The organism is Amycolatopsis silviterrae (assembly GCF_042684085.1).
Taxonomy (GTDB): Bacteria; Actinomycetota; Actinomycetes; order Mycobacteriales; family Pseudonocardiaceae; genus Amycolatopsis; species Amycolatopsis silviterrae.
Window position 1 is genome coordinate 334,755 of the sequence record NZ_JBHUKS010000004.1, and the last position, 16,821, is coordinate 351,575.

The 16,821-nt window shown below is 70.8% G+C and carries 12 protein-coding genes; 4 read left to right on the forward strand and 8 right to left on the reverse strand.

Annotation, left to right across the window (positions count from 1 at the left end; all coding sequences use genetic code 11):
* Positions 1-16 precede the first annotated feature (16 nt).
* Positions 17-745 carry a DUF4333 domain-containing protein gene (locus ACFSVL_RS05245; protein ID WP_378300981.1) on the forward strand — a complete coding sequence of 243 codons (729 nt, stop codon included), beginning with the start codon at positions 17-19 and terminating at the stop codon, positions 743-745.
* A gap of 105 nt (positions 746-850) precedes the next feature.
* On the opposite strand, the gene ACFSVL_RS05250 is transcribed toward ACFSVL_RS05245, so the two are convergent.
* From ACFSVL_RS05250 to eccCa, 5 genes are all read right to left on the reverse strand, one after another.
* A complete protein-coding gene (locus ACFSVL_RS05250; protein WP_378300983.1) occupies positions 851-1,141 on the reverse strand; it encodes a WXG100 family type VII secretion target in 291 nt (96 codons plus the stop codon).
* Positions 1,142-1,203: 62 nt separating this feature from the next.
* Entirely contained in the window at positions 1,204-1,527 is a 324-nt protein-coding gene (locus ACFSVL_RS05255) for a WXG100 family type VII secretion target (protein WP_378300985.1), read from the reverse strand.
* 241 nt (positions 1,528-1,768) lie between these two features.
* Positions 1,769-2,128, reverse strand: a complete 360-nt coding sequence (locus ACFSVL_RS05260; RefSeq protein WP_378300987.1) for a hypothetical protein — start codon at positions 2,126-2,128, stop codon at positions 1,769-1,771.
* A gap of 10 nt (positions 2,129-2,138) precedes the next feature.
* On the reverse strand, positions 2,139-4,154 hold the full coding sequence (locus ACFSVL_RS05265; RefSeq protein ID WP_378300989.1) for a type VII secretion-associated protein: 2,016 nt from the start codon (positions 4,152-4,154) through the stop codon (positions 2,139-2,141).
* Between the two features lie 43 nt (positions 4,155-4,197).
* The gene (eccCa, locus tag ACFSVL_RS05270; RefSeq protein ID WP_378300991.1) at positions 4,198-8,217 is read right to left on the reverse strand and encodes a type VII secretion protein EccCa; all 4,020 of its coding nucleotides are present in this window, start codon (positions 8,215-8,217) and stop codon (positions 4,198-4,200) included.
* 326 nt (positions 8,218-8,543) lie between these two features.
* On the opposite strand from eccCa, the gene eccD reads away from it, so the two are divergent.
* The gene (eccD, locus tag ACFSVL_RS05275; protein ID WP_378300993.1) at positions 8,544-9,944 is read left to right on the forward strand and encodes a type VII secretion integral membrane protein EccD; all 1,401 of its coding nucleotides are present in this window, start codon (positions 8,544-8,546) and stop codon (positions 9,942-9,944) included.
* An 8-nt stretch (positions 9,945-9,952) separates the two neighbouring features.
* Complete coding sequence (locus ACFSVL_RS05280; RefSeq protein ID WP_378300994.1) at positions 9,953-11,614, forward strand: S8 family serine peptidase; 1,662 nt, start codon at positions 9,953-9,955, stop codon at positions 11,612-11,614.
* Positions 11,615-11,715: 101 nt separating this feature from the next.
* Here ACFSVL_RS05280 and ACFSVL_RS05285 read toward each other — a convergent pair whose 3' ends face one another.
* The 3 genes from ACFSVL_RS05285 to eccB all read right to left on the reverse strand — a co-directional run bounded on the left by ACFSVL_RS05285 (position 11,716) and on the right by eccB (position 14,771).
* The gene (locus ACFSVL_RS05285) at positions 11,716-12,747 is read right to left on the reverse strand and encodes a WXG100 family type VII secretion target (RefSeq protein WP_378300996.1); all 1,032 of its coding nucleotides are present in this window, start codon (positions 12,745-12,747) and stop codon (positions 11,716-11,718) included.
* On the reverse strand, positions 12,744-13,052 hold the full coding sequence (locus ACFSVL_RS05290; protein ID WP_378300998.1) for a hypothetical protein: 309 nt from the start codon (positions 13,050-13,052) through the stop codon (positions 12,744-12,746). Before ACFSVL_RS05290 ends, ACFSVL_RS05285 begins: the two co-directional genes overlap by 4 nt.
* A 90-nt stretch (positions 13,053-13,142) precedes the next feature.
* Complete coding sequence (gene eccB, locus ACFSVL_RS05295; RefSeq protein WP_378301000.1) at positions 13,143-14,771, reverse strand: type VII secretion protein EccB; 1,629 nt, start codon at positions 14,769-14,771, stop codon at positions 13,143-13,145.
* A gap of 813 nt (positions 14,772-15,584) precedes the next feature.
* Here eccB and eccE point away from each other — a divergent pair.
* Positions 15,585-16,817 (forward strand): type VII secretion protein EccE, encoded by a 1,233-nt coding sequence (gene eccE / locus ACFSVL_RS05300; protein WP_378301002.1) that lies wholly within the window; start codon positions 15,585-15,587, stop codon positions 16,815-16,817.
* Positions 16,818-16,821: the final 4 nt, after the last annotated feature.

A 16,821-nucleotide genomic window follows, 5' to 3' on the forward strand; every position in this document is an offset into this window, starting at 1 on the left:
CCCGAGGTGACCTCCGATGACCCAGCCTCCCGACCAGCAGCCGCAGTGGTGGCAGCCGGGGACGAACGCGCCGCAGCAGCCGGGTTATCCGTCCGGAGCGGACGGTTCCGGCTGGCAGGGCGGTCAGCCTGCCGGCGGGCAGTGGGCACAACCGCCTGCGCAGCAACAGTTTCCACCGCCGCAGTATCCGCAGCAGGGCTACCCGGCCCAGCCTTACGGTCAGCAGCCAGCACAGCCTTATGGCGGCCAGCAGAGCCAGCCCACTCCGGTCCAGCCGCAAGGACAGCAGCCTTACGCCGGACCCGGCCAGCAGGCTCCGGCCCAGCCGGGACAACCGGCACAACAGCCGTCCGGAAGTGCTTACGGCGGCGGGTTCCAGCCGTCCGAGTACGGCGGGCTCGGCGCGTTTTCCTCGGCCAAGCCGGCGAAACCGCGGTCGAAGAAACCGTTCCTGATCGGCGGGGCGGTCGTCGTGGTGCTGGCCGCCGCGGGCGGGATCGCGTGGGCGACCGGAGTGTTCAGCGGGGACACGCTGGACCAGAAGTCGTTGCAGGACGGCGTTTCCCGGGTGCTGAACGAGAACTACGGCGAGCCGGACGTGAAGAACGTCGCGTGCCCGTCGGGGCAGGCGATCGAGAACGGCACCACCTTCGACTGCACGGTGCAGGTCGGCGGGCAGCCGAAGAAGGTCACCGTGCGGGTGCTCAACGACAAGCCGGAATATTCCGTCGGCGCTCCGCACTGACCCGCGTCGCGCACCCCGTGCGCACCGCGGAATTTCTTCCCATAAAACGAAAACGGCGGGCCGGCACCCGAAGGTGCCTGGCCCGCCGTGGTTTCGGAGCTTGGCTCAGAACAGGTTCTGCACCGAGCGGTCCGTCGCCTGGTAGCCGTCCGCGATCTGCGGCAGCACGGCGGCGATCTGCGCGAGAAGCTGACCGAACTCCTCGAACTTCTGGTTCCACTCGTTCTGGGCCTGGTGGTACTGGTCCTTCGCTTCACCGGTCCAGCTGTTGGTCAGCGGGGCGAGGTCGCTCTGCAGGTTGTCGAAGAGCGTCCTCAGTTCGCCACCGGTGGCGGTGCAGTCCTCCGCGGCGCGGTGGATGGTACCCGGATCAACAACAATGCGGCCGTCAGGCATGTCGAACTCCTGTCAGAAGAAAGAAATGGAAGAAAAAGGCGAATCTGAACGAAAAGACTGGATCAGCCGAGAACGCCGAAGCCCTTGTTGAGCGAGTTGATCTGCTCGTGCTGCGCAGCCTCGCTCTTGGCGTAGGTGGAACCCGCTTCCTGGAGCAGCTCACCGATGCGGTGCAGCGCGTCGTTCAGGCCACGACCGCAGTCGTCAAAGCGGCGCATGACGTTGTCGAAGGCACGCTGCGCGTCGCCTTCCCAGCCCGCGCGGGTCGCTTCGATGTTGGAGCGCAGGTCGCTCAGGTTCTTGTTCATCCGGCTGGTCGCGTCGACGACGCGCCCCTCCGCCGCGGTGAATTCCTTCGGATCCCCAGTGAAACCGCCAGCAGCCATGGGAGCTACCCCCTTCGTCAGTGGTTGTGCGCACCGGCTGGTGTATCCGGTACTGCACCTACGACGAAGAGATTGCCAGTTCGGTTCACGCTTGTCGCGACTTCTTCGCAAGTAGTTGCTTGCGTGAACGCCAGCTCAGGGAACCGGTCGGCAACGGCCGGGTGAACGATCTCCCGGCGCCCCGGAAAAAACCTTGTCCACCAGCGTGGTTAGCACACGCACAGCCGGTTCCCGGAAAGTATCAGGCGTCCCGGCTCATGATTCGCGACTGCGAAAAGTCCTCGTCCTCTTCACTCGTCCGTGTCTGTTCGGGCGAAATCTTGGGACTAACGGGAACCGGCTCGGGAGCGGCCGGTTCCGTCGGCATCGGCAATCCGCGGGCCGCCCGGAACCGGCGGGCGGCCCCGCGCAACGCGGACGGCGCGGGTTCCGGCGCGCCGGAAAGACGGCGCCTGCCGAACTCCTTCAGCAGTTCCCGGTTTTCGCCGCGCCGCCGTTCGCTGCGGGCGAGCGCGGTGCCCGCGACGCGGCGCGAGAAGGTGACAGCGTCCTGGCCTGCTCGGGTGAATGCCGCCGGCGCGGATTCCGGTTCGGAGGCCACGGGTGCTCCTTTAGCTGGTGATCTTCAGCGTGCGCACCACTTGCTCACACGCGGCGTCGACGCGCTGCTGCATCGCCGGCGATTGGTACTGGCAGCCGACGTGCACCCGGATCCGCCCTTGTACGAGCACATACCAGCGGACGGTAATCCGTTCCGGTTTGCTCTCGACGTAGCCGATCACGCTCCGGCCACCGTAAGTCAGATCGGGGTGGAACGCAGTGTAGTTCGCGTTTCCGGAGACCCCGGACTGCAAAGCGTCGACGAGTTTCCGCCGGTCCGCGGTCGCGTCGTAGTCCATGACGAACTCCTGCGCGAGCACGAGATCGTTGCCTCGCTCGGCGTCCTGCGGGTGCAGGATCACCTGCCGGTCCGCGACCTCGTCGGTGGTTTGGACCCAGTCGTTCGGCGCGACGAGGCTGAAATCGTATTGGGAGAACGAACGTCCCTGATCGGGATCGTTCCCGCCGCGGTTGACGAAGTACACGACTCCGCCCGCGATCAGCGCCACGACCGCCACCGCCGCGACGACCAGCCACAGCTGACGGCGTTTCTTCGCGTTGCCGCCGGAATCGCCCGGCGCGTCCGCGCTGGGAACGGCGAACACCCCGTTCCCGGAACCGTTCTGTCCCAACGCGTTCTGGCCCGGACCAGTCCGCAGTGGACTCGGGCCGCCCGGCCCCGCCGCCATGAACGGACCGCTTTGCGGCCCCCTGGCCGGATCGGCGGGCGAAAACCCGCGCGGCGGCTGTGCCGGAGCGTTCCGCGCGTTCGGCACCGGCGGAAGGGCGCGCCGGGTCGGCGCGTCCCCCCGGACGATCTCGGTGCGATGGTCGGATTGCCCCGGGATCGACGAACCCGGCAGCACGCCGGTGCGGTCCGGTTCCAGCAGGACCGCCCGGAGCGCGCCGCGCGCGACGACCGTCTCCGGCTGGTCGAGGCTCGTCGGCACCACGCCGGTGCGCTCGTGCACCAGCCGGGAGATCATCGGGATCCGGCTCGAACCGCCGACGAGGAAGATCGCCGCGAGCTGCTTCGGCCGCAGGCCGGAATCGGCGATCGCGCCGCTGGTCAGCTCGACCACCCGGCCGAGCGGAGCCCCGATCAGCCGTTCCAGGTCCACGCGGGTGACATGCGCGTCCGCGAACGGCGGCGGCAGCGGCACGTCGGTGTAGGTGTGCCGGGACAGCGTTTCTTTCGCGCCGCGGACGTCCTGGCGCAGCACCCGGCGACGGCGGCGCTCCGCCAGCTCGCGGCCCTCGACCAGCTGCTGCCACGCCTGCGGATCCGTGCCGGACACCAGCGACCCGACGTGCTCCAGCAGCGCCTGGTCGATGTCGGCCCCGCCGAAACTCGGGTCGCCGCGGGTGGCGAGCACCTGGAATCCGCCCCGTCGCGGCGGCGCACCCGGCACTCGCGCCGCACGCGCGGCCTCCGGCGACCGCTGGACGACGCTGACGTCGACCGTCCCGCCGCCGAGATCGAGCACCGCCAGCGCGTCGCCGGGACGCCCGGAGAACTCGACCGTCCGATCACCCGCCGAGGCCGTCGGCGTGAAGGTGGCCGCGTGGTACACCGCCGCGGCCACCGGCTCCGGCACCAGCGCCACCTCGCGCGCCAGCCGGCCCGCGGCCTGGCGCAGCAGCCGGGTGCGGATCGCGCCCCAGTCCGCCGGGTGGGTGAGCACCAGCAGATCGACCTCGGCGTCGCCGGCGACGCGCCGCGCCTCCGCGACCGCCCGGTCCAGCACCGCGTGCACGACGTCGATGACCCGCAGCACCGAATCGCCGAGCAGCAGATCGCCCTCGTCGATCCGCCGCTTCGGGTTCGGCTCGTACCGCGACGGATCGACGGCAGCCTGCCGCTCGGCCTCCTGGCCGACGAACAGGGTGCCGTCGGACGCCGCGTACACCGCCGACGACATCAGCGGCTGCCCGTCGATCACGACGACCTGCGGTTCGCGGCCGTTGACCGACACGACGACGCAGGTGCTCGAGGTCCCGAAGTCGACCGCGACCCGCACCGTCACCGGGCACCCCCTCCGTCAGGTGCGACGGCTCCTCCCCGGCCGGTCAGTCGGGCTGGATCCACGACACCTGCACGAGCTGCTTCCCGTTCTTGCGGCTCAGCATGTTGCCCCGGCCCGGCGGCATGGCGCTCGGCCGGATGTTGCCGATCAGGTTGCCCTCGTCGCGGGACCCGTTCATCACCATGCCGGTGGCGGCGAGTTCCTTGAGCTTGCCGATGACCGGGTCGTACGCCGCCCGCGACGCACCACCGGTGCGCCGGACCACGATCAAGTGCAGGCCGACGTCCTTCGCCTGTGCGAGGAACTCCGACAGCGGCTTGAGCGGGTTGGTGGACTGCGTCGCCACCAGGTCGTAGTCGTCGACCAGGACGAACAGCTCCGGGCCGGTCCACCAGGACCGCGTCTTCAGCTGCTCCTGGGTGACGTCCGGACCCGGCAGCCGCCGCGTCATCGACCCGTGCACGTCCTGGACCATGCTGTCCAGCTGCGCCGACGACACGGCGTAGCCGAGCAGCGAATCACCCTCGAGGAACCCGAGCATCGTGCGCCGGTAGTCGACCAGCAGGATCACGGCCTCCTGCGGCGTGTAGCGCTCGGTGATGCCGCGCGCGATCTGCCGCAGCAGGTTCGTCTTGCCGGACTCGCCGTCGGCGAACGCGAAGAAGTGCGGGTCCGCGTCGAAGTCCAGGTAGATCGGCTGCAGGTCTTCCTCGTTGACGCCGATCGGGACGAGCTTGCTGTCCCGCTTCTGGTCGATCTGCAGGACCTCTTCGTAGGTGATCATCTCCGGCAGCAGGCGTACCTGCGGAGCCACCCGGCCGCGCCACGCCCCGCGGATCTTCGCGACCGCGTCCGCGACGCCCGCCGCGACCGTGTCCGGATCGCTCGACCCGTCGATCCGCGGCAGCCCGGTGAGCAGGTGCAGCTTGTCCCGGGTGAGACCGCGGCCCGGCCGCCCGGCCGGGACGTTGACCGCGATCCGGCGGTCCATTTCGGACTCGGTCGGGTCACCGAGGCGCAGCTCGAACCGGGTGCCGAGCATGTCCTTGATGGCGGGCCGCAGGTCGGCCCACCGGTTGGCCGAGATGATCACGTGCACGCCGTAGGCAAGACCCTGGGTGGCCAGCCGCGTGATCGACGTCTCCAGCTCCTCGAAGTCGTCGCGCAGCGCCCGCCAGTTGTCCACGATCAGGAACGCGTCGCCGAACGCGTCCTGCTCCGGCGTGATCTCGCCGCGGCGCTTCCGGTTGCGGAACTCCGTCATCGAGTCGACGCCCAGCGCGCCGAACCGGCCTTCCCGCTCGGTCAGCAGGGTGGTCAGCTCGGCCACGATCCGCCGCGCCTTGTCCGGCTCGCGCCGGGCCACCGCGACCCCGCCGACGTGCGGCAGGTCGGCGAGACCGGCGAGGGTACCGCCACCGAGGTCGAGGCAGTAGAACTGTGCTTCCTCGGGGGTGTGGGTGAGCGCCATCGACATGATCAGCGTCCGGAGCATGGTCGACTTGCCCGACTGCGGACCGCCCGCGATGACGCCGTGGCCCTGCGCACCGGCGAAGTCCGCCCACAGCAGGTCGCGCCGCTGCTCGTACGGCCGGTCGACGATGCCCATCGGCACCTGCAGCCTGCCGTTGCCGAAGAACCCGACCGGGGACAGGCCGCGGTCGTCGGTGGGGTTGAGGTTCGGCAGCATCGTGTCGAGCGAGTTCGGCTCGTTCAGCGGCGGCAGCCACACCTCGTGCGCCGGCGGGCCCTGCCCGATCAGGCGGCTGACGATGACGTCCAGCTCGCTGGGCTCGACGGCCTCTTCGGACTCCGGCTTCTTCGGAGCCTCTTCTTCCTCGACGACCGGTTCCGGCTCGGGTTCCTTCGGCAGCTCCACGAAGTCCGGCACGAACAGCTGCGGCCGCTTGTCGGCGCGCACCACCGTGGCGGCGGGACCGGCCGCCTTGATGCCCGCGGGCCGGTACGGGCCCGAGACGTAGGAAGCCTTGAACCGCACCAGCGTGGAGGTGTCGTACTTCAGGTAACCGCCACCGGGGACCGACGGCAGCTCGAACGCGTCCGGCACGCCGATCGCCGCGCGGGATTCCGCCGCGGAGAACGTCTTCAGGCCGATCCGGTAGGACAGGTGCGAGTCGAGACCGCGCAGCTTGCCCTCTTCCAGCCGCTGCGACGCCAGCAGCATGTGCATCTGCAGCGACCGGCCCAGCCGGCCGATGGCGACGAACAGGTCGATGAAGTCCGGCTTCGCCGCCAGCAGTTCGGAGAACTCGTCACAGACGATGAACAGCGCGGGCAGCGGGTCGAGGTCGGCGCCGTTCTCGCGGGCCTTCTCGTATTCCCAGACGTTCTTGAAGTTGCCGCCGTTCTTCAGCGCTTCCTGGCGGCGGTTCATCTCGCCTGCCAGCGCGTCCTTCATACGGTCGACCAGCGTGACCTCGTCCGCGAGGTTGGTGATGACCGCGGACACGTGCGGGGCCTTGTCCAGCCCCAGGAACGTCGCACCACCCTTGAAGTCGACCAGGACGAAGTTCAGCGTGCTCGACGAGTGCGTGGCCAGCATGCCCAGCACCAGCGTGCGGAGGAACTCCGACTTTCCGGAACCGGTCGCCCCGATGCACAGGCCGTGCGGGCCCATGCCCTCGGCCGCGGCCTCCTTGATGTCCAGCTCGACCGGCTGGCCGTACTCGCCGACGCCGAACGGGACGCGGTAGCGGTCGCGGATCGGCCGGGGCCGCCACGCCTGCTGCACGTCGAACGTCATCGGGTCGCCCGGGATGCCGAGCAGCTCCAGCAGCGAGGGGTTGGACAGCAGCGGCTCTTCCTCGCTGACGTCCTGCCCGCCGCCCCCGCCGACGCGGTACGGCGCGATGAGCCGGGCCAGCGCCTCGACCTCGACCACGCTCAGCTTGTCCGGACGGCCGAACCACTCGACCCCGCCCGCGCTGCGCGCACCGAGCCGGTCTTCCTCGACCACGAGCCGCAGGCCTCGCCGCGCGGCGAGGTTGCCGATCGAATCGGAAAGGTCGACCAGGGTGACGCCGACCAGGCCCTCCTCGAGGATGATCTGCTCCTCGCGGGTGACCTCCGCGTCGTCGACGATGATCACGACGTGCGGCTGGTCCGGGGCGGGTGTCGCGTTGCGGGAGAACCGCTGCCGGTCGCGCAGCTCCTCGTCCAGCCAGTCTTCGATCTGCTTGAGCGAACCGGCCATCATGCGCAGCTGGCCGATGCCGTCCGACAGCGTGGGGTGCTGGGTGTGCGGGAGCCACTTGGCCCACTCCCACTCCTCCTTCGCCCGGCCCGCGGTGGCGACCGCGATCATGACGTCGTCCGGGCTGTGGAAGGCGACCAGCTGGGCCAGCATCGCGCGGGTCAGCGCCCGGGTGCGGTGGCGCTCGCCCTGCATGCTGACCGCCGCGAACCCGCGGAGGGTGATCTGGGTGGGCAGGTCCGGCACGATCGAGTGCGCGCGCACGAACCGGCGCAGCGCGAGGGTGGCGATCGGCTCCAGTTCGTCCACCGGGCCGGTCTGGGGCGGGACCAGCCGGGTGGCGAGGCGGTGCGAGCTGCGGCCGACGCGCAGGTGCAGGAAGTCCTGGTCGTTCTGCCTGCGCTCCCACATCCGGCGGCTGGCCGCGAGCGACCACAGCGACTGCGGATCCGGGTGCACCCATTCCAGGGCGGCGCGCTGGTCGACCATCGCCTCGCGGGCCCGGTCGCGCATCTGGCCGAGGTACCGCAGGTAGTCCTTGCGGTCCTCGTCCATCTCGGCCTTCTTCTGGCCACCGCCCTTGCCGCCGCCTCCGGCGAGCATGCCGACGGTGCCCATCAGCATCATGCCGCTCATCATGATCGTGGTCGGGTTTTTCGCGCCGCCCGCCGTGAACATGAAAACCATCATCCCGAGCGACGCGAAGATCATCACGCCCGGAATCGCCTTGGCGACGATGCTTCCCGGGATCGTGCGGGGCACCTCGGGCGGCGGCTCGAGATGCACCTCGCCGCCGGGCGGGCGCGGCGCGGCCAGCCGCGGCGACTTCTTGAACTGCAGCGTGCTCATCGAAGGGACCCCTCTATTCCTGCTCGACGCCTGCACCCGGGTGCGCGGGACAACCTATCGAACGTCGCCCCGGAAATCCGGCCAACGCCAGGATCGGCATCGCACACCCCTCCTCGGGTCCCGGCCAGGACCCGTCCTCCGTCGCGCCCGAGTGTAAGGACCACCACCGACAGTTATCGGACCAGGAGGACGAATCCGCTGGTCGATCTGGCCTAAACCGGCCTGGACGGGTATTTTCGCCGACGATTTGCCGACACGCGCTGAAACCTGTCACCAGGTTCGGTATAAGTTCCCCCGGGAGCTGACTCTTCAGAGCGGGGGATCTAGTGGCAACGGGCACGACGGTATTCAGCAGGGTCACGGTGGTCGCACCGACGACACGCATCGACGTCGCGCTTCCGGCCGACGTGGCGGTGGCCGATCTGCTGCCCATGCTTCTGGAGATGGCCAAAGAGGTCACTCCGGACGGCGGGGCCCGGCACGGCGGATGGGCACTGGCCAAGCTCGGCGACGCCCCGCTCGACCCGAGCCGGACGCTCGCGTCCCTCGGCGTGGTCGACGGCGAGCTGCTGCAGCTGCGCAAGCGGAACGAAAACCCGCCGCCGCCGCTGTACGACGACGTGGTCGACGCCATCGCGGAGGCCGACCCGGACACCTTCCGGCCATGGACGAAGGAAACCGCGCGCCGGTTCGGGCACGTCGCGGGCGGGCTCGCGCTGTTCTTCTCCGCGCTCGCACTGTTCTTCAGCGGTTCGCTCTACGGCGGGTCCGCGCTCGGCCCGGCGATCGCCGGCGGCCTCGGCGCGATCGCCTGCGTCGCGGTCGGCGCCACGCTCGCCAAGGCCTATCAGGCCGAGGCCACCGGCGTGCTGATCGCCGCCGCGGGCGGTCTGCCACTCGCGTTCGTCAGCGGGTTCTACATCGTGCCCGGGCTGTCGGTCCGCGCGAACCTGCTGCTCGGCGCGGTGCTCGTGCTGATCGTCTCGGCGGTCTGCATCCTCGTCGTCGGCACCGGCATCCGGGTGTTCATCGCCACCGCCACCGCGGGCGTGTTCGGCTCGCTCGCCTTCCTCATCGCGACGCTCGTGACCAATGCCGACACCGCGTCGGTCGCGGCGGGCACGGTCGCCGTCGCGCTTGGCTGCATCTCGTTCCTGCCGCGCGCCACCATCTGGCTCGCCAAGCTGCCGCTGCCGTACGTGCCGAGCACCGCCGAAGAGCTGAAGGAAGACACCGGCTTCCCGGACTACAAGGCGATCGAGCAGCGCACCGCGGTCGCGCACGACTACATGACCGGCCTGATGATCGGATGCGGAGCCACCACGGCGATCGCGGCGGTTCTCGCGGCTACCGCGCCGAACGTCTTCGGCATCATCCTCGGCGTCATCGCCACGCTGGTCCTGCTGCTGCGCGCCCGCGCCTACGCCAACGGCGCGCAGGCCATCGCGCTGCTCACCACCGGCATGGTCGCCGCGACGGGCATCCTGCTCGGCTGGCTGTTCTTCTCGGCCACCGCCGAGCAGCGGCTGCTGTACGTCTTCGGCGCGCTGATCCTGATCGCCGCGGCCGCCCTCGTGGTCGGCGTGGTCTTCCCGGACCAGCGCTTCTCGCCGCCGCTGCGGCGCACCGTGGAGATCATCGAGGCGATCTGCATCGCCGTGGTGCTGCCGCTCGCCCTCGGCGTGATGGACCTCTACTCGACGCTGCGCCACCTCAACCTCAAGTGAGCCGCGCCATGGGCTCCCGCCGTTCTTTCCCCCGCAAGCTCGGCCTTCCCGGCCGGACCGGGGTGGCACTGTTCGCGGCCGGGCTCGGGATCATGTCCCCGTTCGCCGCCGCGCCCGCGTCCGCGCAGACGGTCACCGCGCCCGCGGGCACCTGGGCCACTCCGCCGCCGCTGGGCCCCGGCGATCAGCCGCCGGCCGACACCCACGGCCCGGACACGACGTACAAGAAGAAAAACGACTGCGTGCAGCGCAGTCTCGGGCAGAACGTCGAGATCAACACCCGCCCGTGGGGCCAGGAGTACCTGCAGCTGCAGCGGGCGCAGGAGATCGTCCGCGCGGCGACCGGATCGGTCGGAAAAGGCCAGAAGGTCGCCGTGATCGACACCGGCGTCACGCCGCATCCGTGGTTCCAGGACCGGGTGGAAAGCGGCGGGGACTACGTCGCGCATCCGGACAACGGAGCGCCGGACGGCCTGCAGGACTGCGACGGCCACGGCACCGAGGTCGCCGGGATCATCGCGGGCAACCCGCAGGACCCGAAGGTCGGCTTCATCGGCGTGGCCCCGGAAGCGCGCATCGTCTCCTACCGGCAGCTGAGCGAGAACTACGCCAAGGACGACAGCCCGCAGCAGCCCGCGAATCCCCCGTCCGGCGGGACCGAGCAGCCGCCCGCGGGCGGGACCGAGCAGCCGCCGGGCAGCAGCAACAACCAGCTCCCGCCGTCGTCCGGCGGCGGCACCGGCACCGGCGGCGAGAAGCCGGGCGGCACGTCGCCGCAGCAGGACAACAAGGGCGACAACCGGCAGCTGGCCAAGGAGGGCACCGCGGGCACGCTGAACACGCTCGCGCAGATCATCCGCGGCATCGCCGACAGCGAACGGGCCGGCGTGATCAACATGTCGGTCGACCACTGCCGCGCGGGCACCGCTCCTGGCGACATCCAGGAGGGCGAGCGCAAGGTCCAGGCCGCGGTGCACTACGCGGCCGAGCGCAACATCGTGGTCATCGCGGCCGCGGGCAACGTCTCGGAAAGCTGCCCGCAGAACGACCAGGGCGACCCGAACAAGCCCAAGTCGGTCGTCACGCCGCCGTGGTTCTCCGACGACGTGCTGTCCGTCGGCGCCATCCAGGAGGACGGCGGCATCGCGCCGTTCAGCGTGCACGGCCCGTGGGTCGGCGTCGCCGCGCCGGGCACCAAGATCATTTCGCTCGACCCGGCGGAGCACTCGACCGGGCTGGCGAACCTGACCATCGCGAACGGCACCCCGTCGCCGATCCAGGGCACCAGCTTCGCCGCGCCGTACGTCGCGGGCGTCGCCGCGCTGGTCCGCTCGATGTTCCCGAACATGCCCGCGCGCGACGTGGTGAAGCGGCTCAAGGCGACCGCGCAGCACCCGGCCGCTCCCGGCGGACGCGACAACTTCGTCGGCTACGGCGTGATCGACCCGGTGGCCGCGCTCACCGCGAACCTGCCGGGCGACACCGGCAACCTCGCGCTGCCGAAGCCGGTAGTGCAGGAGGCCAAACTGCCCCCGGCCGACGGCATCAGCTCGACGCCGATGATCGTCGCGCTCGCCGGCACCGGCGGTGGCGTGGCGGCGCTGCTGATCACGCTGTTCGTGGTGCACACGATCCGGCGGAACCGGTCCGGGACCGCACCGCCCCGGTAGCTACGCAAAAGGGCCGCCCTCCTCGCGATCGCTGCGGGGGGCGGCCCTTTTGCTGTCGTGAGTGGCTACGCCGGTTCTAACCGGCGTAGCCACTCACGAGGTCACTTTGCGGGTTTTGGCGGCTTACCGTCCTTCTCAGGCCGCTTCGCGGGCGGGTCCTGGCCGATGACCGGCGGAGTCACCTGTGCGGGCTCGCCGAAGATCTCGGACGTCTTCGCCGCCGTACGCTGCTTCGGTTTGTGCGACGCACTGCCGCCGCCACCGCCTCCGCCGCCCATACCGGCGAAGCCCATCATCGGCATCATCGACGTGCCCGAGCCCTGGTTCGCCGCCGCGGGCTGCGGGGCCGGAGCGATCGGCTCGGCTGGCGGAATGCCCGCCTGACCCTGCTCCAGCCGCGGGTCGGCGGCGGTTTCCTTGGGGTGATGGGAGTTCTCCGCGGCGGACGGGCTCACCGAATCGTCCGAAGAGGACGCTGAAGAGGCCGCTGTGGACTCTCCGGCCTCGGCGCTGGCCCCCGCAGCGGGCGCGGGCGAATCAGCGTCGTGCAGCCGGAACTGCTGCGCCGGATAGTGGTGCCGCAGCTCAATGCTCGACGGCGCCCCGGCCGGTGCGTCCACGCCAGCGCACAACCGGCCGAACTCGCGCAGCACGTCCTCCGCCGCCTCGTGCAAGGACTTCAGCGACTGCTCGGTCTCGCGCATCTGCGACCGTGCCCGGGAAGCCCCGCCGCTGGGCAGCATCGCCGATTCGGACAGCAGATCGGCCGCGTCGACCAGCACCTCCTCCGCCGCGCCCGCGATCTTGCGCAGCGATTCGGTGAGCTGGTCGAGCGAACCGGCCAGCGCGTCGAGCGCGTCCTCCGCGCCCTCGCTCGCGGCGCGGATTTCACCCAGGTAGGCGACAAACGCGTCCGCGTCGGGACCGGACCACGACGCGTCGATCCGGCCGAGGTCCTCCGCGAGATCCGTGGACACCCTGGCCGCCGTGCGGGCCGCGGCGCGCAGGCTTTCCGCCTCCGCGTCCAGCTCCTCCCAGCGGCCGGTGAGCGGCCGGTAGTACGTGGCGACCGGATCGGTCACCCCCAGCTCGTGGGCGAGATCGGTCACGTACGCCAGAGACGGCTCCGTCACGAGATCCTCCCGGCGCGCTCGATCCGCTCGGCCGCGTCGGCGTCCCGCTCGGCGTGGCCGGTGGTGAGCTGCTCCAGCGCCGCGGTGACCGACCGCAGCGCGGCCACCCCGGTGGTGAGCTGGCCGCGCAGCGCTTGCGACGCCTGTGCGTACGACTCCGGCACGCCCAGCCGCGCGGCCATCTCGCCGTACGCCTCAGCGGTGGTCGCTTTCGCGCCCACCTCGCCCGCGGCGGTCTCCAGTTCGTCGGCCGCCTGCGCGACTTTCGCCGCGTAGCCGCCGACGACCGCGCCCTCGATCCGCACGGCGCTTGTTCCCGGACTGCTTCCCGGCGCTGCCACGTTGTTCCCTCCGCTCACCCGGCTATGTCCGAGTGTGACGGACGGAACCCGCAGTCAGTTCCCGGCGGGTTGCTGCTGTCCGGCCGCCTGCTTGTACGAGCCCGCGTTCGGGTCGATCGGCACCGAGTCGAACTGCTTCATCACGTTCTGCACGTTCAGCGACGCACCGGTCGGCAGCAGCCCGATGATCGATTCCGGCGCGGGGAGCCGGTTGTTCAGCCCCAGTTCGTCCGCGGTCGCCGCGTCCGGCACGCCGTACCGGATGCCCCGGTCGGAGATCAGCTGGATCGGGCCCTTGCCGAAGGTCTTCTCCGATTCGGTGGCCGACTGCACCACCGCGCCGTACCCGGTCGGCATGTAGAAGCCGGTGATCGGCACGCCGTTCGGGCCGGTGTTGCTGACGTTGATGATCTTCGAGGTGCCGTCCGCGTTCTTCTCCACCGGGATCTGCTTGTTGATGTAGACCGAGGTGTGCGCCTGGCTGTGGTCGGCGTTGAGGGACCAGCCGAGGCACGCCACCGGCGAGCCCTGCGTGGCGTCGAGGACGGTCGGCACGATCTTCGGGTAGTCGTCGACCTTCACGTAGCCGGGGTCGCCCGGCTGCAGCACCTTGACGTTGTTGATCTTGTCGAGGCCCAGCGTCGGAGTGGTGGCCGTGCCGCTGGTCTTCGCCGTGCGGACGATGTCCGCGACCGCGGGCGACACCTTCTGGATGCCGTTCTTCGCGATGAGCCAGTACTCCTGCGCCCCGCCGGTCGGCTGGGTCGAGAAGACGTTGCCGACGGTCAGGCCGTCGAAGCTGCTCGACGGCGTCGTGTTGTCGCCGTCCACCAGCGGCGGCGTCAGCTTGGTGACCTCGGGGATCGCGTTCAGGAAGGCCTGCGACACCTTGCGCGACTTCGTCGGCAGATGCAGCGCGGACCGCACCGGGTCGCTGCTGCCGGACGGCACCTCGGCGCGCACGGTGTTCGCGTTCGGCCTGCTCTGCGTCGCCGGCAGCCGGTAGATGAGGTAGGTCTTGCCGTTGCCCGCGTCGCCGAGCAGCGCCTGGTCCTCCCGCAGTTCGCCGCCGAGCTTGTCGATGCCGGCGATGACGTCGGTGTTGGTCTTGTTCACCGAGTCCTGCTGCGGCAGCGACGGATCGAGCACCACCTCGTCGCAGACCGCCCAGTTGGGTGAAATCCGCTGGTCCGCCGACGGCAGCAGCTGCGGGCCGTCCGGGATGCCGGTGAGCTTCTCGCGCGGCATGTTCTTCAACTGTTCATCCGAGACGACAGTCGGGTTCTTCGCCTCCGCCGCCTGCTGCTGGCCGCCCTGGCCCTGCGCCTGCCCCTGGCCGCCCTGCTGCTTCTGCGCCATGAGGATCAGCCGCGCCGACGCGAGGTTGAAGGTGGGGATCAGCCGCGCCGGGTTGCCCGTGACGACATACACAGTGCCGGACTGCTCGCCGATCACGATGTTGTCCGACGACGGCACCGAAGGCGCGGGACTCAGCAGTCCCCACAGCACGAAGACGACGGCACCGAGGACACCGAGGATCACGCCGACCGTGGTGGCGCGCCCGTGCGAGCGCATCGGGTCGTGCAGCATCACCGCATCACGGCGGACCAGCGCGGACTGCATCCTGCGCAGGACGAACTTGTATGCCTGAACCTGAGACTTAGTCGTGGGTGTTGATGGCATTCTCGACCTACAGTCCTCCCCGTCGCGGTACGGTTCCGCAGGATAGCCGTACGGGGACCGTCTGGTGTGGGGTTTCTACCAACTCCGGTTAGGGTCAGGCATCCCGGGACCGGCTTTCCGGGTACGCAGCACTCACGAGGGGAAGAGAACGCGCGGATGTCCGTCAGCACGCCTCCACGTCCGCCTGGTCCGCAGGGACCGCCACCGCCTCCCGGGGGACGTCCCCCGGGTCCGCCGCAGCGGCCCGGCAGAACGGGCGGGCCCGGCGCGGCTCCCGGCGGCCCCGGCATGCCTCCTCGTGCTCCCGGTGGTCCTGGCGGCCCCGGTGGCCCCGGTGGCCCCGGCGGTCCTGGCGGGCCGGGAGGTCCCGGCGGACCGGGCGGACCCGGACGGCCTGGCGGACCGGTCACTCCCGGCCCCGGCGTTCCCAAGCCCGGTGCTCCCGGACCCAAGCCTGGCGGCCCCGGAGGTCCCGGTGGACCCGGCGGGCCTAAGCCTGGTCCCGGCGGACCCAAGCCCGGCGGACCGGGTGGTCCTGGCGGCCCCGGCGGACCGGGTGGCCCGCGGACCGGACGTCCTGGCGGTAACGGCCCCGGCGGACCCCGTCCTGGCGGTCCCGGCGGCAACGGACCTGGCGGACCTGGTGGCCCCGGCGGGCCTGGCGGCCCCGGAGGCGGCGGCCCCGGTGGGCCCGGCGGTCCTGGCGGCGGCGGTCCCGGCGGCCCGGGTGGACCTGGCGGCCCGAACAGCGGAGGCGGCCCGGAAAGCGGCGAGCCCGCCCCGACCGGCGGCGGCACCGCGACCGCGCTCCGGATGGCCCCGCCCTCGCGGCGGCGTTCCGGCGGCATCTCGCTCGGCCCGCTGCCGGTGGTCAACCTCGTCGTGCTGGAAGTCGGCGTCGCGATCGGTCTCGTGCTGCTGGCGATCAACATGCAGCTCAAGTACGTCGCGATCGGCGTCGCGGCGCTCGGCCTGATCTTCGCGTTCCTGCGCGTCGGCGGCCGCTGGTTCACCCAGTGGCTCTCGCTGACGCTGCGGTACCGGTTCCGCGCGCACGGCCGCGTGGCGACTCCGCCGCCGCCGACCAGCATCGAGGAACTCGCCGAGGAAAGCGCCGTCACCGGTCCCGAGGACGCCCGCGTCAGCCTGCTGCGGCTGGCCGTGCCGGACCTCGTGGTGGCGCACGCCGTCGACCACGAACGGCAGGAAGTCGGTATCGCCTGGAACGACGGCACGTGGACCGCGGTCCTGCTCGTCGAGCCGATGCCGGCGATGATCTCCCAGGCAGGCGGCGCGCCCAGCCTTCCGCTGTCCGCGCTCGCGCCGTGCCTGGAAGACCGCGGCGTGCTGCTGGATTCCATCCAGATGATCTGGCACAGCTACCCGGGTTCGGCCGCGATGCCCGCGGACGCCCCGGCACTCAGCTCCTATCTCGAGGTGCTCGGCCCGCTGCCCGCGGCCGCCCGGCGGACCACGTGGATCGCGGTCCGGCTGGACCCGCGGCGCTGCCCGGAGGCGATCCGGGAACGCGGCGGCGGCGTCGTCGGCGCGCACCGCGCGATGATCGGCGCGCTGTCGCGGGTGCGCAACGCACTGGAGTCCCAGGGCGTGCCGACCCGGCCGCTCGACCCGGACGAACTGCTGCGCGCCAGCATCTCGGCCGCCGAACTCACCGCGGTCGCCGGTTCGAACGAGAAGGTCAGCCTGCAGGAGAGCTGGACCGGCGTCACCGCGGCCGGCATCGGGCACTCCAGCTACGCGATCACCGGCTGGCCCAAGGGCAAGATCAGCGGCAGCCTCAACGGGCTCACCAGCGTGCGCGCGCTGTCCGCGACGGTCGCCATGGCGATCTCGCCGTCCGCCGACGAGGGCCGCATCGGCCTGCGTGGCGTGGTGCGGCTCAGTGCCCGCAACCCGCGTGAGCTGGACGCCGCCGACCAGCGGCTGCAGAGCATCGCGGAGCGGCTGGACGTCGACCTGACCCCGTTGAAGGGCATGCAGGTCTCGGCGTTCTCCGCGACGCTGCCGATCGGAGGGACCGCATGAGCGG

Coding starts and splice junctions, on each gene's coding strand:
- ACFSVL_RS05245 (WP_378300981.1), top strand. CDS start 17: ATGACCCAGCCTCCCGACCAGCAGCCGCAGTGGTGGCAGCCGGGGACG.
- ACFSVL_RS05250 (WP_378300983.1), bottom strand. CDS start 1,141: ATGCCTGACGGCCGCATTGTTGTTGATCCGGGTACCATCCACCGCGCC.
- ACFSVL_RS05255 (WP_378300985.1), bottom strand. CDS start 1,527: ATGGCTGCTGGCGGTTTCACTGGGGATCCGAAGGAATTCACCGCGGCG.
- eccCa (WP_378300991.1), bottom strand. CDS start 8,217: ATGAGCACGCTGCAGTTCAAGAAGTCGCCGCGGCTGGCCGCGCCGCGC.
- ACFSVL_RS05280 (WP_378300994.1), top strand. CDS start 9,953: ATGGGCTCCCGCCGTTCTTTCCCCCGCAAGCTCGGCCTTCCCGGCCGG.
- eccB (WP_378301000.1), bottom strand. CDS start 14,771: ATGCCATCAACACCCACGACTAAGTCTCAGGTTCAGGCATACAAGTTC.
- eccE (WP_378301002.1), top strand. CDS start 15,585: ATGGCCCCGCCCTCGCGGCGGCGTTCCGGCGGCATCTCGCTCGGCCCG.